The sequence below is a fragment of the Streptomyces sp. NPDC023157 genome (assembly GCF_055560575.1).
In genome coordinates, this window is sequence record NZ_JBVHIL010000008.1 from 53,322 (window position 1) to 75,089 (window position 21,768).

A 21,768-nucleotide genomic window follows, 5' to 3' on the forward strand; every position below is an offset into this window, starting at 1 on the left:
GCCGGCCGCCCTGCCGTGGTCGCGGGCGCGCGGCGGTTCACGCCTCTCGGGGGAGGAACGCGGGGCGGACGGCCGGGTCCACGGGGTCGTAGTAGCGGTGGAAGACGGAGGTGGCGGAGCCGGAGATCGGGGGGACGATCCAGCTCCAGTCGGCCGGGGTGGACCGGCCGAGGCGGGTCTCCTGGGCGATGTGGCGCAGGAACCGGTCCGACTCGGTGTGATGGTCGGCCATCGTCACCCCGGCCTCCTGGTAGGAGTGCAGCACCGCCACGTTGAGCTCGACCAGCGCCCGGTCCCGCCACAGCGTGCGCTCCGACGTCCGGTCGAGGCCCAGCCGGTCCGCCACCACCGGCAGGAGGTCGTAGCGTTCGGGGTCGGCGAGGTTGCGGGCGCCTATCTCCGTGCCCATGTACCAGCCGTTGAACGGCGCCGCCGGATACCGTACGCCGCCGATCTCCAGCGTCATGTCGCTGATCGCGGGCACCGCGTACCAGCGCAGCCCCAGCTCCGCGAACCAGGCGTGATCGGGGTGCCGCAGCGGGACCTCCAGCACCGTGTCGTCCGGCAGCTCGTACCAGTCCGGTCGCAGGCCGGGACGTTCCTGCACCATCAACGGGAGCGTCTGGAAGGCCTCTTCGTCGCGCTTCCAGCCCAGGTGCCGGGCGCGGGCGGTCAGGAGCGAGGTGCGCGGGTCGCCGATCCAGTCGCCGTCCGCGGTGCGGTGTCCGGCGTACCGTACGAGCTGATCGTTGACGATCCGCGGCGCCGGCCTGTCCGGCCGCTCGGGGGCGAAGACGGACAGCGTCGGGCGGATGCGGCCGCCGTTCCCGGCGAGCCGCAGGTGCTCGAAGCACGCGGCGGCGATGGCGTCCGCGTCTGTCAGGTGACGCAGGTCCCGCACCACCATGCTGCGCCAGTACAGCCGCCCGATGCACCGCGCCGCGTTGCGCCAGGCGACCCGCGCGCCGAAGGCGAGCTCGGCGGGGGAGTGCTCGTAGGTACCGGTCCGGTCGATCTCGTCCAGGACCGCCCGGACCCTGCGCTCCACGTCCCCCTCGCCCGGCTGCTCGTGATGGAACTGCCGGACGAAGCTCTCCGCCTGCCGCCGGTCGGCGAGACCGGACGAGGCCTCCGGCCCGGACCGGACGCGGGCCACGGCGGCGGGTACGTCGTGCCCGGGGGTGGACGACGTATAGGGGCAGGCGCTGCTGACCGGCACGGACGCGGGCGTGGGCGCGGCCGTCGACACGGAAGCGGACGCGGGCGTGGTCGCGGGTGCGGATATGGATGCGGATACGGACTTGCGGCGGCGGCTCAGGCTGAAGACCAAGGTGTTCCCTCCCGCGCTCATGATTACCCCATGGAGCCACGCGAGTGTGGAGAGTAGTCAAACCGGCCCGGAGGTGAGGTGCCGCTGGTAGGGTGCCCGGTTTGTGCTGCGGCTAGGGTCGTTCCTTCAACCAGCAGCAGATCGAGGGGGATTCATGCGTTCCAGCATCCGCCGACGCATAGGCGTCACCGGACTGGCTCTCCTGCTCGCGGCCGGCGTGCTCGGCCCCGCGCAGGCGGCGAGCGCGCGGGACGGAGCGGTGCCGGCCGGGACGGCGGCCGAGGACGTGGTCGCCGGGTCGCCGCAGATGGGCCCGGTGTTCAACGACCCGACGTCCGCCGACCCGGCGCGGCAGAACGCCGTCCGGGACCGTGCGCGCGAGTTCATCGCCGCCGCCGACACCGGGTCGACGATCCGGATGGCGATGTACCACCTGTGGGACACCACCGTCGCCCAGGAACTGTCCGACGCGCACACCGCCCGCGGCGTGAACGTCCAGGTCGTCCTCGACGAGACGAGCTTCAGCGACCCCGCGGGGAGCCCCGCCTCGTACGACACGCTGAAGGCGGCGCTCGGCACCGACATCACCAAGAGCTCGTACGTCACCCTGTGCGCGGCGGGCCGGTCCTGTCTGGGGGCGAGTACGAGCGGGATCAACCACAACAAGTTCCTACTCTTCAGCAGCGTCGGCGGCGGCGCGGTGACACAGGCGGTGCTGCAGATGACGTCCAACCTGACGCCGTCGAACTACTCCCGCTACTGGAACAGCGCCGTCGCCTTCGCCGGCAACCCCACCCTGTACTCCGCGTACACCTCCTACTTCACGGCACTCGCCCAGCAGGACCGCGCCCACTGGACCTACACGTACGCCGGAGCGGGCGACTACAAGGCGTACTTCTTCCCGCGCGCCGGGACCACGGACGACACCGACACCGTCGTCAACGCCCTCGACAACGTCGGCTGCACCTGGACCGACTCCGCCGGAACCCACCGCACCGCCATCCGCGCCGCCATGCTGAAGATCACCCGGCAGGCCGTCGCCGACAAGCTGCGGGCGCTCGCCGCCGCCGGATGCACCGTCGACCTCGTCTACAGCGAGAGCGACAGCGGCACATGGAACGCCCTGCACGGCCAGACCCGTCTCACCACCCGCTGCTACCAGCACGACCACGACGCCGACCCCGGCACCCCGAACCGCATCGTCCACTCCAAGAACCTCATGATCGACGGCATGTACGCCGGGGTGCTCGACAAGCTGGTCTTCACGGGCAGCCACAACTGGAGCGGCCCGGCGCTCCGCGACAACGACGAGGCGATGCTCCGGATCACCACACCGTCGGTGTACGACGCCTTCGTCACCAACTTCGGGCAGGTGCGCGCCGCGGCCTACCCGGGCACCTCCGACGACACGGCCGCCTGCCGCTGATCGCCCCCGTTTCCACTGCGGTCTCGTGCCAGGAGGACATATGCAGAGCGGCGAAGTCTGGTGGGTCGAGTTCGAGGAGCGACGGCCGGTCGTGCTGCTGCCGGGAGGCGAGGCGTCCGGGCTCCGGGCGATGCAGGTCGTCGCTCCGGTGGGCGTCGACATCAGCGAGCTGGGCGTCGAAGTGGCCGTGGGTGCTACGGAAGGACTGCCCTTCGAAGGAGTGCTGCGGTTCGCGTTCTCGCGTCCAGGCTTCACCCCTTGCACGTGGCTGACCACCGTGTCCCGTGACGACCTGGTCGAGCGGGCAGGCGTGCTGTCCGCCGCGAAGCTCAGCGAGATCGAGGACGCCCTCCGTGTCGCCGAACAACCGAGGGAGTGGACCGCGACGGCAGCCGCGAAGCTCAGCGAGATGAAGGATGCCCTCCGCCTCGGTGGAGTGGAGTGAGCGGGCCAGGGACGGACGCCGCCGATGGTGTGGGCGATCCCGTCCAGATGATCGACGTTGGTCATCTCCGCGGCGCCCCTCACCAGCAAGATCACGATCTACGGGCTGGAGTACTAGGCGGTCGCGCCCGTACCCGCGTCGGACCCGGAGGGGTCCGACGCGCGCTGCGCGGGGATCCCCCGGTCGTTCTGGAGCTCCAGCAGCTCCCGGAACAGGCCGGGGAGCGCGGCCAGTTGTGTGTAGGTGCCCTGCTGGATGATCCGGCCGTGGCTGAGCACGATGATCCGGTCGGCCACGGCGACGTTGGCGAGGCGGTGGGTGACGAGGACGACCGGGCGGTCCTTCGCGATCTCGCGGAGTCCGGCGAAGATGCGGTGCTCGGCGCGGGCGTCGAGGGCGCTGGTGGGCTCGTCGAGGACGAGGAGGCCCGGCCGGTAGAAGGCGCGGGCGATGGCGAGGCGCTGCCACTGGCCGCCGGAGAGCTCGACGCCGCCGAACCACTCGCGCGCGAGCAGCGTGTTCCAGCCGCTGCGCAGGCCCTGGACGACCTCGGCGGCGCCGGAGCGTTCGGCGGCCCGGTGGAGCGATTCCCGGGCGTCGCCGCGCGGCTGGCCGAGGGTGATGTTCTCCTCGGCGGTGAGCGGCCAGTGGGCGAAGACCTGCGGGACGACGGCGGTGTGCCTCCACATCGCGTACGGGTCGAGCGTGCGGACGTCCCGCGCGTCCCAGGTGACCGTGCCCCCGGTGGGGAGGTAGAGCCCGGCGAGCAGCTTGGACAGCGTGGTCTTGCCGGAACCGTTCTCCCCGACCAGCGCGATGACCTCCCCGGCCCGCACCTCCAGGGTGATCCCGTCGAGGGCCGGCTCGTCCGCCTCGGGATAGCTGTACGTCAGGTCCTGGGCCCGTACCGTCGAGGGCGGGTCGGGGACGACGGCACCCCGGTCCAGACGATGGCCGCCGGCCTCGGTGATGAAGTCGACCCAGTCGTCGACGTACAGGCCGGTGCGGAAGATCTGGGTGCCGTAGCCGACGATCCCGTACAGGTTGTTGCTCACGGTCTGCAACGCGAAGACGGCCGTTCCGGCGGTCGCGAGCGTCATCCGGCCGGTGGCGAGCAGCCCGACCAGCGCGCCCCACATGACCGCCGAGGCGACCCCGCCGGCGAGCGACCCGGCGAACGCCCAGCGCGCGCCCCGGTGGATGGCCCGGTCCGTGACGGCGTCGACGCGGGCGCCGATCTCGCGGTACCGGCCGAGCAGGAAGCCGAACATCGTGCCCGCGCGGAGCTGGTCGGCGATCTGCCGGTCGGCGATGTACCAGCGCAGATGCCCGAGCGTGCGCCGCTCGGCCGAGACGGCACGGCTGCTCTCCCAGTGCAGATGGGCGCCCTTCATCCGGGCGAGGGCCTGGGGGAGCACGGCCAGGACGAGCAGGGGCAGCAGCACGGGGTGCAGGACCGTGACGACGCCGGCCGCGGCGACGATCGAGGCGAGACAGGACATGAGCATCTGCGACTCGGTGATCAGGTCCTTCGCGACGTCCGCACCCCGGTCGGCGTGGTCCCACTTGTCGTTGAAGCCGGGGTGGTCGTACGCGGTGAGCTCGGCGTTCGCGGCGGCGTGCAGCATCTCCAGTTCGGCCTCGCGGGAGATCCGCGGCGACAGGCGCGAGGAGACGTTCGAGATGACGATGCCGAGCACGGCACGCACCGCGACGGCGGCGCCGATGAGCACGATCGACGGCAGCGCCTCCGCCAGCCGCTCGTGGATGTCGCCGGCGGAGACGAGCGAGGTGATGGTGCTGCCGGTGGCCACGAGCCCCGCCGCCTCCAGGACCGCCGAGAGCGCCTGGCAGGAGAGCAGGACCGTCACGGCACGGCGATCCACCCGCCAGCCGAGCGCGAGCCCTCTGCGGACGAGCTGGGGCAGGCGGCGCACCATCACCCACGGGGACGTGGACTTGCCGTCGAGCGCGGCCAGTTTGGGCTGGACGTAGCGGTACTGCTCGGTGGGTGGGGCGGAGTCGGTGACGGACTCCGCAGGGTCGGCGCTTTCGCCGATGCCGATGCCGATGCCGGCGCTGTTGCTGTCGCTGTCGCTGTCGGAAGGCAAGGGTCCGGTCCCTTCGGTGGAGTGGCGACGGAAGGAACGGGCTACCCGGCCCGGAGGCCCCGCGCACCCACGCCCGCCGGGATCACCCCAGGGGGTGACCGACCCGCCTCCAGGCCCGACGCCACGTCAGCGCGCCGTACGGAACGCGGCCCGCGTCCCCGCCCCGTTGAGGGGAACGGCGGCCGCGCCGACGGCCACGGCGCAGACCGCCTGGAGCGCGATGAACCAGGCCGGGAGCGTGCCGGGGAGCACGTCGATGACGACGATCGCGAAGGGCATCACCACCGCGATGATCCGTACGCGCACATACGCCCATCGCGCTCCGCGCGCGGCGGCGACGGTCAGCCAGTAGGCCACGGCGGCGCTGACGAGGACGCCCGCCGAGCGGCCCCACATGAACGAGCTCACCGCGTGCCCGGTCATGGCGCGGACCACGACCACGGCGAGGACGGCGGCACCGAGCGCGCCGTAGACGGCGACGTACGCCCTCGCCCTCCCGAAGGCCTGACGGGTGGCGACGGTCCCGGTCGTGCTGCTGCTGTGCGTGTGGGTCTCCATGCCCGGCGACGCTACGGAGCACCGGACGGCGCCGGTATCGGCCTGGACCCACAGAGGGGTGGGGCTGGACCCACTCCCCGGCGCAGCGGGCCGTCGGAGGGCTTGGCGCGAGGCAGAGTGGAGGCACGCACCGGACGGAAGCGAAGGCGCGGGCCGGGCGGAAGCCGTGGCCGAGGCGCGGAAGGCGGAGGAAGGAACATGAGAGAGCCGGGTTCGTGGCCGCAGCGGATCGCTGTCGGGGTCGTACGGTCCTGTGCCGTGGCCGCCGTCACCCTGCTGGTTCCCGCCGTATGGGCCGCCGCCCTGGCGCTGGGGATCCACTGGGGCGCGGGGAACCCCTGGTCGTGGTCGGCCCCCGCGGTCCTGGTGTGCGTCGCCACGCTCGCGCTGTCCCGCCCCGTCTGCCGGGCGGTCCGCTTCCTCGTCGCGCGGTGGACGGGCACCGTCATCCCCGCCGGGTACCGGCAGGCCGCGCCGGTGACGGAAATGGGCACCGGCTACTGGTGGAACGGCTTCGGCTACGAGCGCACCCGCCGCGACGCCGTCATGGACCAGCGGATGCGCATCCGCTGGAGCGACCCCGCGACCTGGCGTGACCTGCGCTTCACCTGCGTCGTGCCGTTCACGGCCGGCCTGGTGGCCTGTCTCCCGCCCGCGGGACTGGCCGCCGCCGTCCTCGGGCTCGCCCGGCCGGAACCGGCCGCCCGCCTCGCCGGAGCACTCGCACTGATCGCGGCCGCCGGCGTCTCCCCGTACGCCTGGCGGCCCGTCGAGCCGGTGGCCGTCCGCTTCCTGCGCCCGTCGACCGCCATGGCCCTGGCCGACCGCGTCGGCGAACTCAGCACCCAGCGGGCGGACATGACGATCACTCAGGCTGCGGAACTCCGCCGCATCGAACGTGACCTGCACGACGGGGCGCAGGCCCGTCTGGTCGCCCTCGGCCTGTCCCTCGCGACGGCGGAGAAGCTGATGGAGACCGACCCCGACCGTGCCAGGGCACTCCTGCGCGACGCGCGAGCCGGCGCGGGCGCCTCGCTCGCCGAACTCCGGGAACTGGTGCGGGGCATCAGCCCTCCGGTCCTGAACGAGCGCGGACTCGTCGACGCCGTCCGCGCCCTCGCCCTCGACATCCCCCTCGACGTGACCGTCAGCGCCGGGCCACCGGGGATCCGCCTGGAGGCGCCGGTCGAGTCCGCCGTGTACTTCGGCGTCGCCGAACTCCTGACCAACGCCGCCAAGCACGCCCGGGCCACCCGCGCCCACGTCACCCTCACCCGCACCGGCGCGGTCCTCGTCGCCGACGTCGAGGACGACGGCAGGGGTGGCGCCGACGTCCGGCCCGGCGCCGGTCTCGACGGGCTGCGCCGCCGCCTGGCCGCCTTCGACGGCAGGCTGGACGTCGACAGCCCGGCGGGCGGCCCGACCCGTATGAGAATCTCGGTGCCATGCGCGTCGTCGTAGCCGAAGACCTCTACCTCCTGCGCGACGGGATGGTCCGCCTGATCGAGGCGTACGGACATCAGGTCGTCGCCACCGCGGGCACCGGACCCGAGACCCTCGACGCGCTGCGGACCTGGCGCCCGGACGTGGCCGTCATCGACGTCCGCATGCCGCCGAACCAGACGGACGAGGGCCTGCGGGCGGCCCTCACCGCCCGCCGTGAGACCCCCGGACTTCCGGTCCTGATCCTCTCCCAGCACGTCGAGCAGCTGTACGCCCGCGAGCTGCTGGCCGACGGTTCCGGCGGCGTCGGCTATCTCCTCAAGGAAAGCGTCTTCGACGCCGACCAGTTCATCGGCGCGCTCGAACGCGTCGCGGGCGGCGGAACCGCCATGGACCCGGCCGTCATCGCCGCACTCCTCGGCGGCGGCTCCCCGCGACGCGCACTGGAGCGCCTCACGGAACGCGAGTACGGAGTGCTCGGCCTCATGGCCGAGGGCCTGTCGAACCGCGCCATCGGCGAACGTCTCTTCCTCAGCGAGAGCGCGGTCGGCAAATACACGACCTCCATGTTCGGCAAGCTGGGGCTCGCCTCCGACGACGACACCAACCGGCGCGTGCTGGCCGTTCTCGCGTACCTGAACAACTCGGGGGAGAAGAAGCCTGGTTGATCCACCATCCGCCCCGAAGCGCCGTCGCCCGTCCGCGTCCCCGGCGCGTCCGGTCCTTCACGGAGCGCAGGTCGTGCCGGGCGTGACCTTCGCGAGGGACACCAGGTACTCCTCGACCTTCCGGTCGACGCAGGCGTTACGGCCGTAGCCGGTGTGGCCCGCCGCCTCGAAGGACAGCAGCATGCCACCGGGGAACTGGCGCGCCAGGCTGACCGCCTCGCCGTACGGGGTGGCCGGGTCGCCCTCCGTGCCCACGACGAGCACGGGCGGGACGCCGGCCGCGTCCACCCGGTGCGGTTGTTGGCGACCGGACGGCCAGTCCTTGCAGACCAGCTCGCCCGTCAGGCCGGACGTGCCGTAGACGCCCGCCGCCTTGTCGGCGGGGGCCAGCGCGTCCCAGTAGGCCCGCTCGTCGCGGGGGTGGGGGACGTCCAGGCAGTTGACGGCGATGAGGGCGGCGTCGCTGTTGTCCTCGGGGACGGAGGGCTGCCCGGAAGGGCTCTCCTCGGACTGGCTCTCGTCGTCCGACGCCGTGCCCGACTCCTGCTCCTCCTCCGTCTCCTCTTCCCCTCCCGTCCCCAGAGCCGCCAGTTTCGTCCCGTCCCCGCCGTCCGCCTCCCGCAGCGCCTCGGACAGGCCCTGCCACTGCGCCTCCGGTGTGTACATGGACAGGCTGAGCGCGGAGACCAGGCCCGCCGCGTCGAGCCCGTCCTCGGAACCGTCCACCCGCAGCGGCTCCGTCCGCGTCCGCCGGAGCAGCCGGTCGATCAGCGCGCGTATCTCCTCGGGCGTGGCGCCCGGGCAGGCGTCGCCGACCGTGGCGGCGCAGGAGTCCGCGTAGTCCGCCACGGCGTCCCGGAAGCCCTTGGCCTGGCCCAGCATCCGCTGCCGCCAGTCCAGCGACGGGTCGACCGCCCCGTCCAGGACCATCGCCCGGACCCGGCGCGGGAACTGCTCGGCGTACGAGGTGCCCAGGCTCGTCCCGTACGACCAGCCGACGTACGTCAGCTTCCGGTCGCCGAGCGCCGCCCGCAGGACGTCCAGGTCCCGGGCCGCGTCGTCCGTCCCGACGTGCGGGAGCAACGGCCCACTGGCCTTCCGGCAGGCGTCGGCCGTGGCCCGCGCGCCCGCCAGGGCGTCAGCGCGTTCGGACGCGGTACGGGGGTAGAGCGGCATGGCGGCGGCTGCCGGGGACGCGTCGTCCGACTCCGTTCCGGTGCGGCAGGTCAGGGCCGGCCTGCTCTCGCCGACCCCGCGCGGATCGAAGGCCACGATGTCGAACCGCTCGCGGACCCCGCGCCCGAGGTCGTCGGCGAGCCCGTCCTTGAGTGCCTGCACGCCACGCTCTCCCGGACCGCCCGGGTTGTAGAGGAGGGAGCCGATCCGCCGGCCGGCGGTGGACGTGGCGGCCTTCGCCACGGGCAGGACGAAGGTCTTGCCGTCGCCGGGCCGGGAGTAGTCCATCGGCACCGTGAGATCCGCGCACTGATAGGAGTCGCCGCAGGCCCGCCAGGCGAGCCGCTGACCGTAGAAGCGCCGCAGGTCGGGGCGGTCGGCGGGATCGGCGGAGGCGGCCGTGGCTCCTGGGCGGCCCGGCGCGGCGGTGCTCCCGGCCGTACAGGCCGCCAGGGACGTGGTGCCGAGGACGGCGAGGGCGATGACGAAGGCCTGACGGCGGCGTGCGGCGGCGCGGATCACGAGGTACTCCCGTAGCTGGTCGGACCAGGGAATGATCACGCGCGGATGCTGAGGATTTGCTGAGGCGGTGGCGGGTGCGCGCCGGAGACGAGCCGGGTGCCTGTGGGCAGCTCCGGTCGCCCGATCCGCGACCCGGGAGCCTCGCCCCTTCCCGAGAACCGGCAGTCCCGCCCCCGAGACCCGGCCGCTCCGGCGTCGCCGAGAACCGGCCGCCCCACCCCTGCGGCCCGGCGGCCACCCCCCCCGATGCCTGCCGGTCCCGGCCGGGCGTCAGTCCGACGTCGGCAGTCGCAGCACGAACCGGGCCCCGCCCAGCCCGCCCTGTTCTCGGGGCTCCACCGTCAGCGTGCCGCCATGGGCGTGGGCGACCCAGGACGCGATGGACAGACCGAGCCCCGTGGACCCGGACCCGCTCCGGAAGCGTGCGAACAACGCGCCCGCGACCTCCGGCGGCAGCCCGGGACCGGCGTCCTCGACCGTCAGCGTCCCGTCCCGGGTCACCGTCACGAGCACGTCCGCCGGAACGCCCGGAGCGTGCCCGTGCGCGAGCGCGTTGCCGAGGAGGTTGCCGACGGCCCGGCGTACCAGATCGGGGTCGGCCACCACCACGGTCTCCTCGGCCTCGACGCGGACCCGGTGGTCCGCGACCGGCGCCTCGTCGACGACCGCCTCCGCCAACTGGTCGAGCCGCAGCGGCTGACGGGCCACCGTGGCCGTGCCCGACATGAGCCGGGCCCGGGTCAGCAGCCCGTCGACGAGCCGGCCCATGCCCTCCGCCAGGCGCAGGGTGCGCCGGTGCACCTCCGCGCTGTCCGTCTCGCCGCGCAGCGCCGTCTCGGCGAGCGTCCGGAGCGAGGCGGCCGGGGTGCGCAGATCGTGCGCCGCGTCCGCGAGGAACGCCTCCTGCCGGCCCAGTGCCGCGAGCGCGGGGCGTACCGCCCAGCCGGAAAGGACGTGCCCGACGGCCGCCGACAGCAGCACGAGCACCGCGCAGCCGCCCGTCACGATCCACACGAGCCGTTGGTGGTCGGAGCGCGGTCCTGCCGCGTCGGCCACGGTGACGAGCACGCCCTGCGGGCCCTCGTCGTCGGTCGCCTCGGGCGCGTAGAAGGGCTGGGCGAAGACCCGTACCGGCCTTCCGTCCCGCGTGCGCCGGTCGAAGGCCAGGGTGTCGTCGGCGCGGGCCGCCGCCCGCCCGGCCGCCAGGACCACGGCGGGGCTCACGTCCAGACAGGCCTTGGCCGGCGCGTGCTGGACGGTCACGTCGTCCGGGTCGTCGGCGTTCACGAGGAGCACGGTCAGGGGAGGGCAGTCGGTGGTGACCGTCTCTGCCAGGACGCCGGTGTCCAGCCGCCCGTCCTCGTCGGTCTCCAGGAGCCCGAGGGCCCAACTGGTGTCCGCGTCCATCGAGTGGTCGAGCTGCTCCCGCCACCGCGCGCTGTCGCTGCGCACGGCCAGCGCGCCCATCGCGATCAGCCCGACGGCGCTGGTCAGCGCGAACAGCAGACTGATCCGCCGCCGCAGCCGCACCACCCGCGCGGTCGGAGTGAGCGCGCTCGTACGCCCAGCGGCCGGTATGTGCCCACCATCCCGCGTACGCCCGGAGACCCGCATGCGCCCACCGGCCGATATACGCCCGCCGCCCCGCGTCCCCCCGGACAAGCCGGACCTCACCGCGCGTCGCCGTCCGGAGCGAGCCGGTATCCGACTCCGCGTACGGTGTGGATCAATGCCGGGCCGCCCAGCTTCCGCCGCAGCTGGGAGACGAGCACTTCGAGGACGTTGGACTGTGGCTCCGCCATCTCGTCCCAGCAGCTCTCGATCAGTTCGGTACGGGAGACCGCCTGGTCCGCGCGCGTGGCGAGTACTTCGAGGACCGCGAACTCCCGGCTCGTCAGCATCAGCAGCACCCCGCCTCGCCGCACCTGCCGCCGTGCGGTGTCGACCTCCAGGTCTCCGACGAGGTGCACCGGCGGGCGCACGGTGGCCGCCCGCCGGCACAGGCTGCGCACCCGGGCTACCAGTTCGGGCACGGCGAACGGCTTGACGAGATAGTCGTCGCCCCCGCTGGCGAACCCCTCCACCCGGTCCGCCACCGTGTCCCGCGCGGTCAGGAACAGCACGGGCACGGCCTGGCCGCCACGCCGCAGCCCGTCGACGAAGGCCGCGGCGTCCCCGGACGGCAGCATCCGGTCGAACACCGCGCAGTCGTACGCGGTGACGAACAGCGCCTCGTCCGCCTGCGGCAGATCGGCGACCTCGTCGACGGCGAGGCCCGCCGCCCGCAAGGCGGCGGCCACACCGAACCGGAGGTTTTCGTCGTCCTCGACGAGCAGTACGCGCACGCCGTTCACCCTAGCCGGGGCCCCGGAGGCCCAGCCTCCAGGCCGGGGACCAGGCACAACCGGTCGAAGGCGGAGTGGTACGCGACGGGGTCGCCCGGCTCCTGGAAGTGGACCGCGATCCGGCTTCCCGCCCGGTACGCGTCGAGTCCGGCCCGGCAGTAGGCGACGATCGGCTCCGGCAGCGCGTCGAGCGGGAACCAGTCCATGCCGTCGCACACCGCCGGCTCCATGACCCGGGGCACGCCCTGCCAGCGGCGCACCTCGAAGAAGAACCCGACCCGCGCCCTCCCGGCCGGAGCGCGATGGTGCACGGTGAGCGCCGCGCGTACATCGCCCGGATCCACCACGAGCCCCGTCTCCTCGTGCGCCTCGCGTACGGCGGCGGTGACGACGTCCTCGTGCGGCCCGTCGAGGTGCCCGGACGGGAGATGCCACATCCCCGCCGCGTACACCCCACCGGCCCGACGCGAGAGCAGCACCTCGACGCCCGCCGTGCCCGCGCCTTCCCGGACGGCCATCAGGTGCACGTCGAGCGGCTCGGTGTGCCGTGGGGCGGGGGAGACCGGCATGTCAGGACCTCCGGGAGTTCGGGTTCGGGTTCGGGTACGGCGCCCGGCCGCCCTGCCGCGGCACGGACGCCCGCAGGAACCGGTCGGCCTGTAGTCGGTACGCCTCTCGGAACGAACGGGTCCCGGTGGTTCAACGAAGCAGCCGGGTTCCTCGAACACATGTATTTCGGACGTGTCGCGAACCCCATGACGGAGCGAAAATGCGTTCGTGTCGGATGCATCGACCCTTGCGGCGCGAGCGTCGCGCCCTCTTGCTCGGGTGGCCGAATCGCCGACACTCGCCCACCTGTCCGAGGAATCGGGCGGGGCGGCGCGGGGCGTCAACCCTCGCCTGTTACTCGGCGGTAAGTCATGATGGCCGTCACCATGCACACGACGATCGGGGACTGAGGTAACGGTGACGACTTTCGAGGAGAAGGCCACGGTGCACGCCTTCCGGGACGACGCCCTGGGGGAGCACGACGCCGTCGGTCTGGCGGCGGCGATCCGGCGCGGCGAGGTCGGCGCGGCGGAGGCCGCCCGGGACGCGGCCGAGCGTGTGCGGGCGGTCGAGGAGCGGCTGCACGCGGTGCAGGTGCACCTCGACACCCCCGCGCCGCAGGCGGCGTCCGGCACCGGCGCCCTCGCCGGGGTGCCGACCTTCGTCAAGGACAACACGGACTACCTGGGGCTGCCCACCGGACACGGCAGCGCGGCCTTCGCGCCGCGCCCCGCCCGCCGGCACGCGCCGTTCACCGGTCAGTTCCTCAGCAGCGGTGTCACGGTGCTCGGCAAGACCCGGCTGCCCGAGTTCGGGTTCAGCCCGAGCACGGAGTACGAGGGCGCCGAGCCGGTCCGCAACCCGTGGAACACCGGTTTCTCGGCGGGTGGTTCGTCGGGCGGCAGCGCGGCGCTCGTCGCCTCGGGAGCGGTCCCGATCGCGCACGCCAACGACGGCGGCGGATCGATCAGGATCCCCGCCGCCTGCTGCGGCCTGGTCGGCCTCAAGCCGACCCGCGGCCGGGTCGTGACCAACGCCCAGAGCCGCCAACTGCCCCTGGACATCGTCTCCGACGGCATCGTGAGCCGCTCCGTACGGGACACGGCCGCGTTCCTCGCCGCCGCCGAGACCCACTGGCGCAACCCCAAGCTGCCGCCCGTGGGCCTGGTCGAAGGCCCCGCCGAGCGCCGACTGCGCATCGGCTTCCTGGTGGACTCGCCGAACGGCGTCCACGCCGACCCCGCCACCCGCGCGGCGGTCACGGAGACGGTGACGCGGCTGGAGCGCCTGGGCCACACGGTGACGCCGGTGGAGCTGTCGCTCGACCCCCGCTTCACCGACGACTTCCTCACCTACTGGGGGCTGTTGTCCTTCCTCCTGGGCGTCACCGGCCGCACCCTGGGCGCCGACTTCGACCGGCGCCGCATGGACGGCCTCAGCCGGGGCCTGCGCGAGGCGTACGTGAAGGACTGGCGGCGCACGCCCGGCGTCCTGCGACGGCTGAAGCGTACGAAGGAGGCGTACGCGGCCTCGTTCCGCGGCCTCGACCTCGTGCTCTCGCCCGTGCTCGCCCACACCACCCCGCCGATCGGCCACCTCAGCCCGACCGTTCCGTACCCGGCACTGATCGAACGGATCCTCGCGTACGTCGCGTTCACCCCGGTCAACAACGTCGTCGGCACGCCGTCGCTCTCGCTCCCCGCCACCGGTGCGACGGACGACGGGCTGCCCATCGGGGTCATGTTCTCGGGCCGTCCGGGCGCCGAACGCACCCTGCTGGAGCTCGCGTTCGAGCTGGAGGCGGACCGCCCCTTCCGTCGCATCCAGGACCTGTGACGCCGGGGGCGCTGAATCGCAGGCTTCGCGCCCCCGCACCCATCGAAGTCCCAACTATCCACCGTCACAGACCTGTTGACGAATGGTCTGGACCAACCTACCGTCGGCTTGAGTGCACGCCCAGGACCTTCTCCATCCCCCCACGTCCCAAGGAGCACCCATGCCAGTCCGCCGGATCGCCCGCGCCCTCGGCGCGGGCCTCGCCGCCCTGACAGCCTTCACCGCGCTCGCCGCCCCCGCCGCCCAGGCGGCGTCCTCGCCCGCCGCGCCCGCGGCGGACACCTGCGCCCTCAAGCCGAGGCCCGCCGGCAAGGTGCTCCAGGGATACTGGGAGAACTGGGACGGCTCGGCGAACGGCGTGCACCCGCCGTTCGGCTGGGCGCCCATCGACGACCCGCGTTTCGCCGCCCACGGGTACAACGTCGTCAACGCCGCCTTCCCGGTGATCCGTTCGGACGGGACGGTGCTGTGGGGGGACGGCATGGACGCCACCGTCCGGGTCTCCACCCCGGCGCAGATGTGCAACGCCAAGGCCGCCGGGGCCACGATCCTGATGTCGATCGGCGGAGCCGCCGCGGGCATCGACCTGAACTCCCGCGCGGTCGCCGACCGGTTCATCGCGACCATCGTCCCGATCCTGCAGAAGTACAACTTCGACGGGATCGACATCGACATCGAGACCGGCCTGGTCGGCAGCGGCAGCATCGGCACGCTCTCCGCCTCGCAGGCCAACCTGACGTACATCATCGACGGGGTCCTGTCCCGCATGCCCGCCGGGTTCGGCCTCACGATGGCGCCGGAGACGGCGTACGTCACGGGCGGCAGCGTCGCCTACGGCTCGATCTGGGGCGCGTACCTCCCGATCGTCAAGAAGTACGCCGACAACGGGCGCCTGTGGTGGCTCAACATGCAGTACTACAACGGCAGCATGTACGGCTGCTCCGGCGACTCCTACGCGGCGGGCACCGTCGCCGGCTTCGTCGCGCAGACCGACTGCCTCAACAAGGGCCTGGTGGTCCAGGGCACCACGATCCGGGTCCCGTACGACAAGCAGGCCCCCGGCCTGCCCGCGCAGCCGGGCGCGGGCGGCGGCTACATGTCGCCGTCCCTGGTGGCCCAGGCGTGGAACCGTTACGGCGGGCAGCTCAAGGGCCTGATGACCTGGTCGGCCAACTGGGACGGCTCGAAGGGCTGGACCTTCGGCGACAACGTCAAGGCCCTCCAGGGCCGCTGACCCGCGGACCCGCCCGACCCCGAACCCCCCACGGGGCAGCGGGCGTTCCTCCCGCGCACGGCGGCGCCGTGCCGGAGGAGCGCCCGCGTGGACGTGTCCGGGCGCCGTCGGCTCCCCGGCGCGGCGTGCGCCCGTTCGCCGTCGGTCAGCCCACCCGCGCGCCCCGCGCCAGCGCGTCCCGGGCCGCCTCCTCGGCGACGGCGCGGTCCTCCGGCACCAGGCCGACGCGCGTACGGCGGTCCAGGAGGTCGGAGGTGTCCAGGGCGCCCTCGTGGCGGACCGCCCACAGGAGTTCGGCGCCGGTGACGGGGTGGCCGGGCACGATCGGCCGCGCGAGCGCGGGGTCCTCGACGCCGAGCGCGTGGACGCCCGCCGCTTCGGTGCCGTACCGCTGCACGAGGCGGGGCGGGAGGTCGAGACCGGCGAGGGTCCGCGGGCTCGCGGCGCCGACGAGGGGGAGCGAGGCGGTCCTGCACGGGCCCGCGGTCAGGCCGCGGGCTGCCACGGCGGCGTCGACGGCGTCCTGGGCCATGCGGCGGTAGGTGGTCAGCTTGCCGCCGACGACGGTGACGACGCCGTCGGGCGAGGTCAGCACGGCGTGCTTGCGGGAGATGTCGGCGGTGCGGCCGCCTTCGTCCCGGACGTCGAGCAGGGGCCGCAGGCCCGCGAACGCCCCGACCACGTCGGAGCGCTGGACCGTGACGTCCAGCGCGGAGCCGAGCACGTCGAGCAGGAAGCCGATGTCGGTCTCCGGCACCTCCGGCACGTCGGGGACCTCGCCGTCGACGGGTTCGTCGGTGAGACCGACGTACACGCGCCCGTCGCCCTGCGGCAGGACCAGCACGAAGCGGTTCGTCTCGCCGGGGATCGGGATGTGCAGCCCGGCGGAGAGCACGCCGAGGGTCTCGGCGCGCAGCACGAGGTGCGTGCCGCGCGAGGGCCGCAGGCGGATGTCCGGGACGAGGCCGCCCGCCCAGACGCCGGCCGCGTTGATGACCGTACGGGCGCGGATGCGCAGCTCCTGGCCAGTGGTCTCGTCGCGGACCAGGGCCCCGTCGCCGTGGAGTTCCAGGGCCCGGGTGCGGGTGAGGACGCGGGCGCCGTGCGCGGCGGCGGTGCGGGCGATGGCGGTGACCAGGCGGGCGTCGTCGGTGAGCCGCCCGTCCCACGAGAGGAGCCCGCCGCGCAGCCCGACCGGGCGCAGGGCCGGGGCGAGGTGCCGGGTCTCGACCGCGGAGAGGGTGCGCGGCCGCGGCAGCGTGCGGCGCGAGGTGCGGGCGCCGACGCGCAGCAGGTCGCCGGCGACGAACCCGGCGCGCGCGAGGGCGGCCTGGCCGCGGCTGACGAGCGGGGTGAGGGGCAGCACGAACGGCTGGGCGCGCACGAGGTGCGGGGCGGTGCGCTCCATGAGGACGCCGCGTTCGACGGCGCTCTCGTGGGCCACGTCGAGCTGGCCGGAGGCGAGGTAGCGCAGTCCGCCGTGGATCAGCTTCGAGCTCCAGCGGGACGTGCCGAACGCGAGGTCGTGCGCGTCGATCGCCGCGACGCTGAGGCCTCGGGTGGCCGCGTCGAGCGCCGCTCCGGCTCCGGTGGCGCCGAGCCCGACGACGAGGACGTCGACGACGGTCTCGCCGTCGGCGAGCCGCTCCAGTTCGTGCCGGCGCCGCTCGGCGTCCAGAGAGGAACCGGGGCGGGCGGTGCTGCTCGTGGGGTTCATGGGGTGAGGGTCCTCTCCAACAGGGTGCGCAGCTCGTCGAGGAAGGCGGCTTCGCTCAGTTCGGGATCGGTCTCGTCGGTCATGGTGCGCATCGACAGCGTGAAGGACTGGACGACGAGCAGCAGGGAACGTGCCTGCAGGTCCGGCCGGACCTGCCGCACGGAGCCGTCCTCGTGCCCGTCCTCCAGCGCCGTGTGGAGGAGCCCGAGCAGGGCGTCCTGGCTGGCGCCCCGGCGGTCGAGGATGTACGGCAGCAGCAGCTCGGGGTCGACGTCGAGGATCTTGGCGAACAGCGGGTGCGCCCGGAACGCGGCGGCCCCCTCGACCAGTCCCTCGACGATCCGCTCCCGCTCGGGCCGGGCGTCGTCGGAGGGCGGCATGGCGCCGGCGGCGACGGCGATCCACTCACGGGTCATCAGGTCGCCGACGAGGCTGCGCACATCGGGCCAGCGCCGGTAGAGCGTCATCCGGGACACGCCGGCGCGCCGGGCGACGTCGGTGAGGGTCGTCCGGCGTACGCCGACGGCGAGCACGCAGTCGCGTGCGGCGTCGAGCACGGGATCTGCGTCCGCATGGTTGTGACGAATGGGCGTCATCTGTCACAGTGTAATGCCAGCGCAGGCCGTTCGGCAGCGCCGTCCGTGAAACAGACCGTGAGGAACCTCTCGAAGTGGACATGTTGTGGAGCGGCTGGGGCGACCCGGCCAAGGCGGCGCCCCTGCCCGAGTCGGTCACCGGCCTCCTGCGGGACCTGCTCGGTGTCACCCCGCGCGAGAGCGGCCCGTCCGCCCTCGACCAGATCGAGGCGCCCGCCCCGGCCCTGACCGACGAGGCGAACGACGCGCTGCGCGCCGCCGTCGCCGCACCGGACGGCGTACGGGACGACGCCGAGAGCCGCATCCGGCACACCCGCGGCAAGTCCACCCCCGACCTGCTGCGCATCCGCGCCGGCGAGGTCGACGACATCCCCGCCGTCGTCGTCCTCCCCGGCAGTCACGACGAGGTCCTCGCCGTGCTGCGCGCCTGCGCCGAACACGGCCTGTCCGCCGTCCCGTTCGGCGGCGGCACCTCCGTCGTCGGCGGCCTCGCGCCCACGACCGAGCGGCCCTTCGTCGCGCTGGACCTGCGCCGGCTCGACCAGCTCCTCACCGTGGACGAGGTGTCGCGCACCGCGACCCTCCAGCCCGGCCTGCGCGGCCCGCGCTGCGAGGAACTGCTCAACGAGCGGGGCTGGACGCTCGGACACTTCCCGCAGTCCTTCGAATGGGCCACCGTCGGCGGCTTCGCCGCGGCCCGCTCCAGCGGCCAGGCCTCCTCCGGCTACGGCCGCTTCGACGAGATGGTCCTCGGCCTGACCGTCGCCACCCCCGAAGGCACCCTGGAGACCGGCCGGGCCCCCCGCTCGGCCGCCGGCCCCGACCTGCGCCAGCTGATCCTCGGCTCCGAAGGCGCCCTCGGCGTGATCACCGCGGTCACCGTGCGCATCCGGCCGCTGCCGCGCACACGGGTCTACGAGGGCTGGCGCTTCGCCTCCTTCGAGGCCGGCACGGCCGCCCTGCGCCGCGTCGCCCAGGACGGCCCGCGGCCCACGGTCCTGCGCCTGTCCGACGAGTCGGAGACCTTCATCGGCCTCGCGCAGCCCGACGCCATCGGCGACTCCGCGCTCCCGGAGAACCCGGGCTGCATGGCCATCGTCGGCTTCGAGGGCACGGACGAGGACACGGCCGCCCGCCGCGCCGCCGTCCGCGAACTCCTCCTCGCCTGCGACGGCGAGTTCATCGGCGAGGAACCCGGCGACAAGTGGGAGCACGGCCGCTACAACGCGCCCTACCTGCGGGACGCGCTCCTCGACGCCGGCGCGTTCGCCGAGACGCTGGAGACGGCCGCCTTCTGGTCCGCGATCCCCGGTCTGTACGCGGCCGTCCGCGACGCCCTGACCCGCACCCTCACCGAGGCCGGCACCCCGCCGCTCGTCATGTGCCACATCTCGCACACGTACGAGAACGGCGCCTCGCTCTACTTCACGGTCGTCTCCGCGCAGGGCGAGGACCCCGTCGCCCACTGGGCGCCGGTGAAGCGGGCGGCCAACGACGCGATCCTGGCGGCGGGCGGCACCATCAGCCACCACCACGGCGTCGGCACCGACCACCGCGACGGTTACGCCCGCGAGATCGGTCCCCTCGGCATCCGCATGCTGCAGGCGGTCAAGGCCGAGGTCGACCCGTCCGGCGTGCTGAGCCCCGGGGTCCTGATCCCGATCCGCTGAACAGCACACGCACCGCTCCTTCTGCTCCCTCCTCCCGACCCTTCTCCTGCCGCCCGGAGGCCAGATCCATGCGACAGTTCACCGCCGTCGTCAACCCCACCGCAGGGGGTTCCAGCGGCACGGCGGGCCTCCTCCCGCTCGCCCGGCTGCTGCGGGAGGCGGGCGCGGAACTCGACACCGTCTACAGCCGCAGCCTGGAACACGCGCGGGAACTCGCCAGGGAGGCGGGAGCGAAGGGGCACGTCGTGCTCGCCGTCGGCGGTGACGGCATGGCCGGCACCGTCGGCGGCGCGCTCAGCGGCACCGACACCGTCTTCGGTCTCGTCCCGGCGGGCCGCGGCAACGACTTCGCCCGCGCCCTGGAGCTCCCCACCGACGCCCCGGGCCTCGCCAAGGTCCTGCTCCACGGGGAACCGCGGGCCGTCGACACCATCGAGGTCGAGTCCGCCCGGCACGAGCGGACCTGCATCCTCGGCAGCGTGTACGCGGGCGTCGACGCGGTCGCCAACCGCCACGCCAACGCCTCCCGCGTCCTGCGCGGCGCCGCGTCGTACTACGCGGGCGGCCTGCGGGCGGTCCTCGCCTGGAAGCCCGCCACCTACCGGATCACGATCGACGGGACACGCCACGAACGCACCGGCTACACCGTGGTCGCGGCCAACTCCGGCTTCTACGGTTTCGGCCGGAAGGTCGCGCCGGGCGCCCGCGTCGACGACGGTCTGCTCGACGTCGTCGTCATCAAACACGCGCCGAAGCACCTCTTCTTCGCCCTCATGAACGAGCTGAAGACAGGGGCGCACGTGCAGCGCCCCGAGGTCGAGATCCTGCGGGGCAAGGAGATCCGGATCGAGGCCGACCGCCCCCTCCCGTACGGCGCCGACGGCGAGGTCGACGCGACCCTGCCCGTCACCCTCCGGGTCCGCCCCGCCGCCCTCAAGGTCCTGGCCTGACCGACCAGGCCGTACGGTCACGCCGTCGTCCCGCTGCCGTCCCCCACCCCCGCAGGAGGTGCCGCGCGAAGAAACCCCCGACCCGGAGCCGGAGCTCCGCCCTGGTCAGAGCCGGGTCGCCCCCGCCGACCAGCGTGGTCCGCGCGGCGTCCGTGACGAGCCCGGCGGCGTGCAGCTGCGGGACGAGCGCCCCGTAGTCGGTGAACGCTCCGTGGTTGCTGTGCGGGAGCAGGGCGCGGTGGGCGCGCAGGCCTGCCCAGGAACGGTCGATGCGGGCGGCGGCCTCGAAGCCGTCGGTGCGGAAGAGCAGCAGGGGCCGGTCGAAACGGGCCGGGGCGTCGAGAGGGCGCAGGTCGAGAAAGCCCTCCAGGTTCGCCACCGCGCGGATCCGCGCGTCGTCGTGCGCCGCGTACACGGCGGCGGTGCCGCCGGCCGAGTGCCCGTACGCCCCGATCCGCCCCTGGTCCATGACGGAGGCCGTCGGCAGGCCGCCGAGCCGGTCGAGGACGAACCGGAGGTCCGCGACGCGGGTGTCGATCATCGTGCGGAACGTCGCGGGGTCCGGCGGCCCGAAGAGGACCGTGGTCCGCAGCCCGCCCGGCAGCTCCACCTGGGTCGCGTCCCCGGGATGGTCGACGAGGACGACGACCCGGCCGTGGCTCGCGAGATCCTCGGCGAGGCCCGTGCCGAGGGTGCGGGAGTCGCCGCCGCCCGGGCTGTACAGCAGCACCGGCCGCCGGCCCGGCAGCGGCGGAGCGCCCACATGCCCGTGGGTCAGGACCGCGCCCCAGTCGACCGTCCCCGGCTCCGGCAGCCCGGGATGCACGAGCGGGGCGTAGTCGGCGAAGACCCCGGCGGCGGTGGCGGAGAGCTGCGGGGCGCGCGGGAAGCCCCGTACGGTACGGGCCGGATACAGGACCGTGAGCATCACCTCCCGCACCCCGCCCACCCACGGATCGGTACGGGAGGGGTCGGTCAGATGGACGGTGCGCAGGCCGACGGGGTGGGGCCCGGTCGGCGCCGGAAGCCGGAGCGGCGCCCCGGCGCGCCCGGCGGCCGAGGCCCCGGCGGGCGCCGCCCCCGCCGCGGCGAGGACAGCGGTCGCGGAGCCGAGGAGCGCGCCCCTGATCAGGGTGCGGCGGCTGATGGCGTGGTTCGTGGTCATGACGGCATCCTTGGGGCGGGAGGGGGC

At 73.8% G+C, this 21,768-nt stretch carries 18 protein-coding genes; 8 read left to right on the forward strand and 10 right to left on the reverse strand.

The genetic code is table 11. From position 1 onward, the window contains the following. Window positions 1–37: 37 nt before the first annotated feature. Window positions 38–1,351, reverse strand: coding sequence for a nitric oxide synthase oxygenase (locus tag ACZ3ZE_RS26870; RefSeq protein ID WP_361179350.1), 1,314 nt, complete (start codon window positions 1,349–1,351; stop codon window positions 38–40). A 133-nt stretch (window positions 1,352–1,484) separates the two neighbouring features. Between ACZ3ZE_RS26870 and ACZ3ZE_RS26875 the strand changes: the two genes are divergently transcribed. Together ACZ3ZE_RS26875 and ACZ3ZE_RS26880 are read left to right on the forward strand one after the other, a co-directional pair. Beyond that, window positions 1,485–2,756, forward strand: a complete 1,272-nt coding sequence (locus ACZ3ZE_RS26875) for a phospholipase D-like domain-containing protein (RefSeq protein WP_467261010.1) — start codon at window positions 1,485–1,487, stop codon at window positions 2,754–2,756. Between the two features lie 40 nt (window positions 2,757–2,796). Continuing rightward, window positions 2,797–3,201, forward strand: a complete 405-nt coding sequence (locus ACZ3ZE_RS26880) for a type II toxin-antitoxin system PemK/MazF family toxin (RefSeq protein WP_361628294.1) — start codon at window positions 2,797–2,799, stop codon at window positions 3,199–3,201. Window positions 3,202–3,314: 113 nt separating this feature from the next. Here the strand turns inward: ACZ3ZE_RS26880 and ACZ3ZE_RS26885 are convergent, their stop codons facing one another. After that, a complete protein-coding gene (locus ACZ3ZE_RS26885) occupies window positions 3,315–5,312 on the reverse strand; it encodes an ABC transporter ATP-binding protein (RefSeq protein ID WP_467261012.1) in 1,998 nt (665 codons plus the stop codon). 126 nt (window positions 5,313–5,438) lie between these two features. Further along, a complete protein-coding gene (locus tag ACZ3ZE_RS26890; protein WP_467261014.1) occupies window positions 5,439–5,870 on the reverse strand; it encodes a hypothetical protein in 432 nt (143 codons plus the stop codon). Between the two features lie 198 nt (window positions 5,871–6,068). On the opposite strand from ACZ3ZE_RS26890, the gene ACZ3ZE_RS26895 reads away from it, so the two are divergent. Further along, window positions 6,069–7,331 (forward strand): sensor histidine kinase, encoded by a 1,263-nt coding sequence (locus ACZ3ZE_RS26895; protein ID WP_361628285.1) that lies wholly within the window; start codon window positions 6,069–6,071, stop codon window positions 7,329–7,331. Beyond that, complete coding sequence (locus tag ACZ3ZE_RS26900) at window positions 7,316–7,981, forward strand: response regulator transcription factor (protein ID WP_361628282.1); 666 nt, start codon at window positions 7,316–7,318, stop codon at window positions 7,979–7,981. The genes ACZ3ZE_RS26895 and ACZ3ZE_RS26900 overlap by 16 nt, the downstream gene beginning before the upstream one ends. Window positions 7,982–8,038: 57 nt before the next feature. Here the strand turns inward: ACZ3ZE_RS26900 and ACZ3ZE_RS26905 are convergent, their stop codons facing one another. The 4 genes from ACZ3ZE_RS26905 to ACZ3ZE_RS26920 form a co-directional block, all read right to left on the reverse strand. Continuing rightward, window positions 8,039–9,718: an alpha/beta hydrolase gene (locus tag ACZ3ZE_RS26905; RefSeq protein WP_467261016.1), complete on the reverse strand. Its 1,680-nt coding sequence runs from the start codon at window positions 9,716–9,718 to the stop codon at window positions 8,039–8,041. A gap of 231 nt (window positions 9,719–9,949) precedes the next feature. Beyond that, window positions 9,950–11,293, reverse strand: a complete 1,344-nt coding sequence (locus ACZ3ZE_RS26910; protein WP_361628276.1) for a sensor histidine kinase — start codon at window positions 11,291–11,293, stop codon at window positions 9,950–9,952. Between the two features lie 56 nt (window positions 11,294–11,349). Further along, complete coding sequence (locus tag ACZ3ZE_RS26915) at window positions 11,350–12,024, reverse strand: response regulator transcription factor (RefSeq protein ID WP_361179370.1); 675 nt, start codon at window positions 12,022–12,024, stop codon at window positions 11,350–11,352. A 5-nt stretch (window positions 12,025–12,029) separates the two neighbouring features. Continuing rightward, complete coding sequence (locus ACZ3ZE_RS26920) at window positions 12,030–12,593, reverse strand: NUDIX hydrolase (protein WP_467261018.1); 564 nt, start codon at window positions 12,591–12,593, stop codon at window positions 12,030–12,032. A 397-nt stretch (window positions 12,594–12,990) separates the two neighbouring features. Here ACZ3ZE_RS26920 and ACZ3ZE_RS26925 point away from each other — a divergent pair, with 397 nt between their 5' ends. Then, entirely contained in the window at window positions 12,991–14,409 is a 1,419-nt protein-coding gene (locus tag ACZ3ZE_RS26925; protein ID WP_361628270.1) for an amidase, read from the forward strand. Window positions 14,410–14,569: 160 nt separating this feature from the next. After that, the gene (locus ACZ3ZE_RS26930; RefSeq protein ID WP_467261020.1) at window positions 14,570–15,643 is read left to right on the forward strand and encodes a chitinase; all 1,074 of its coding nucleotides are present in this window, start codon (window positions 14,570–14,572) and stop codon (window positions 15,641–15,643) included. A 145-nt stretch (window positions 15,644–15,788) separates the two neighbouring features. Here the strand turns inward: ACZ3ZE_RS26930 and ACZ3ZE_RS26935 are convergent, their stop codons facing one another. Both ACZ3ZE_RS26935 and ACZ3ZE_RS26940 read right to left on the reverse strand, forming a co-directional pair. Beyond that, window positions 15,789–17,360 carry a glycerol-3-phosphate dehydrogenase/oxidase gene (locus tag ACZ3ZE_RS26935; RefSeq protein WP_467261022.1) on the reverse strand — a complete coding sequence of 524 codons (1,572 nt, stop codon included), beginning with the start codon at window positions 17,358–17,360 and terminating at the stop codon, window positions 15,789–15,791. After that, window positions 17,357–17,956, reverse strand: coding sequence for a TetR/AcrR family transcriptional regulator (locus tag ACZ3ZE_RS26940; protein ID WP_361179383.1), 600 nt, complete (start codon window positions 17,954–17,956; stop codon window positions 17,357–17,359). The genes ACZ3ZE_RS26935 and ACZ3ZE_RS26940 overlap by 4 nt, the downstream gene beginning before the upstream one ends. A gap of 74 nt (window positions 17,957–18,030) precedes the next feature. On the opposite strand from ACZ3ZE_RS26940, the gene ACZ3ZE_RS26945 reads away from it, so the two are divergent. Together ACZ3ZE_RS26945 and ACZ3ZE_RS26950 are read left to right on the forward strand one after the other, a co-directional pair. Continuing rightward, window positions 18,031–19,626, forward strand: a complete 1,596-nt coding sequence (locus ACZ3ZE_RS26945) for an FAD-binding oxidoreductase (RefSeq protein ID WP_361628264.1) — start codon at window positions 18,031–18,033, stop codon at window positions 19,624–19,626. A 68-nt stretch (window positions 19,627–19,694) separates the two neighbouring features. Beyond that, window positions 19,695–20,576 carry a diacylglycerol/lipid kinase family protein gene (locus ACZ3ZE_RS26950; protein ID WP_361179387.1) on the forward strand — a complete coding sequence of 294 codons (882 nt, stop codon included), beginning with the start codon at window positions 19,695–19,697 and terminating at the stop codon, window positions 20,574–20,576. Here ACZ3ZE_RS26950 and ACZ3ZE_RS26955 read toward each other — a convergent pair. Further along, window positions 20,560–21,741 (reverse strand): alpha/beta hydrolase, encoded by a 1,182-nt coding sequence (locus ACZ3ZE_RS26955; RefSeq protein ID WP_467261024.1) that lies wholly within the window; start codon window positions 21,739–21,741, stop codon window positions 20,560–20,562. The genes ACZ3ZE_RS26950 and ACZ3ZE_RS26955 overlap by 17 nt on opposite strands. Window positions 21,742–21,768: the final 27 nt, after the last annotated feature.

Coding starts and splice junctions, on each gene's coding strand:
- ACZ3ZE_RS26870 (WP_361179350.1), bottom strand. CDS start 1,351: ATGAGCGCGGGAGGGAACACCTTGGTCTTCAGCCTGAGCCGCCGCCGC.
- ACZ3ZE_RS26875 (WP_467261010.1), top strand. CDS start 1,485: ATGCGTTCCAGCATCCGCCGACGCATAGGCGTCACCGGACTGGCTCTC.
- ACZ3ZE_RS26880 (WP_361628294.1), top strand. CDS start 2,797: ATGCAGAGCGGCGAAGTCTGGTGGGTCGAGTTCGAGGAGCGACGGCCG.
- ACZ3ZE_RS26890 (WP_467261014.1), bottom strand. CDS start 5,870: ATGGAGACCCACACGCACAGCAGCAGCACGACCGGGACCGTCGCCACC.
- ACZ3ZE_RS26895 (WP_361628285.1), top strand. CDS start 6,069: ATGAGAGAGCCGGGTTCGTGGCCGCAGCGGATCGCTGTCGGGGTCGTA.
- ACZ3ZE_RS26900 (WP_361628282.1), top strand. CDS start 7,316: ATGCGCGTCGTCGTAGCCGAAGACCTCTACCTCCTGCGCGACGGGATG.
- ACZ3ZE_RS26910 (WP_361628276.1), bottom strand. CDS start 11,293: ATGCGGGTCTCCGGGCGTACGCGGGATGGTGGGCACATACCGGCCGCT.
- ACZ3ZE_RS26920 (WP_467261018.1), bottom strand. CDS start 12,593: ATGCCGGTCTCCCCCGCCCCACGGCACACCGAGCCGCTCGACGTGCAC.
- ACZ3ZE_RS26930 (WP_467261020.1), top strand. CDS start 14,570: ATGCCAGTCCGCCGGATCGCCCGCGCCCTCGGCGCGGGCCTCGCCGCC.
- ACZ3ZE_RS26935 (WP_467261022.1), bottom strand. CDS start 17,360: ATGAACCCCACGAGCAGCACCGCCCGCCCCGGTTCCTCTCTGGACGCC.
- ACZ3ZE_RS26940 (WP_361179383.1), bottom strand. CDS start 17,956: ATGACGCCCATTCGTCACAACCATGCGGACGCAGATCCCGTGCTCGAC.
- ACZ3ZE_RS26950 (WP_361179387.1), top strand. CDS start 19,695: ATGCGACAGTTCACCGCCGTCGTCAACCCCACCGCAGGGGGTTCCAGC.
- ACZ3ZE_RS26955 (WP_467261024.1), bottom strand. CDS start 21,741: ATGACCACGAACCACGCCATCAGCCGCCGCACCCTGATCAGGGGCGCG.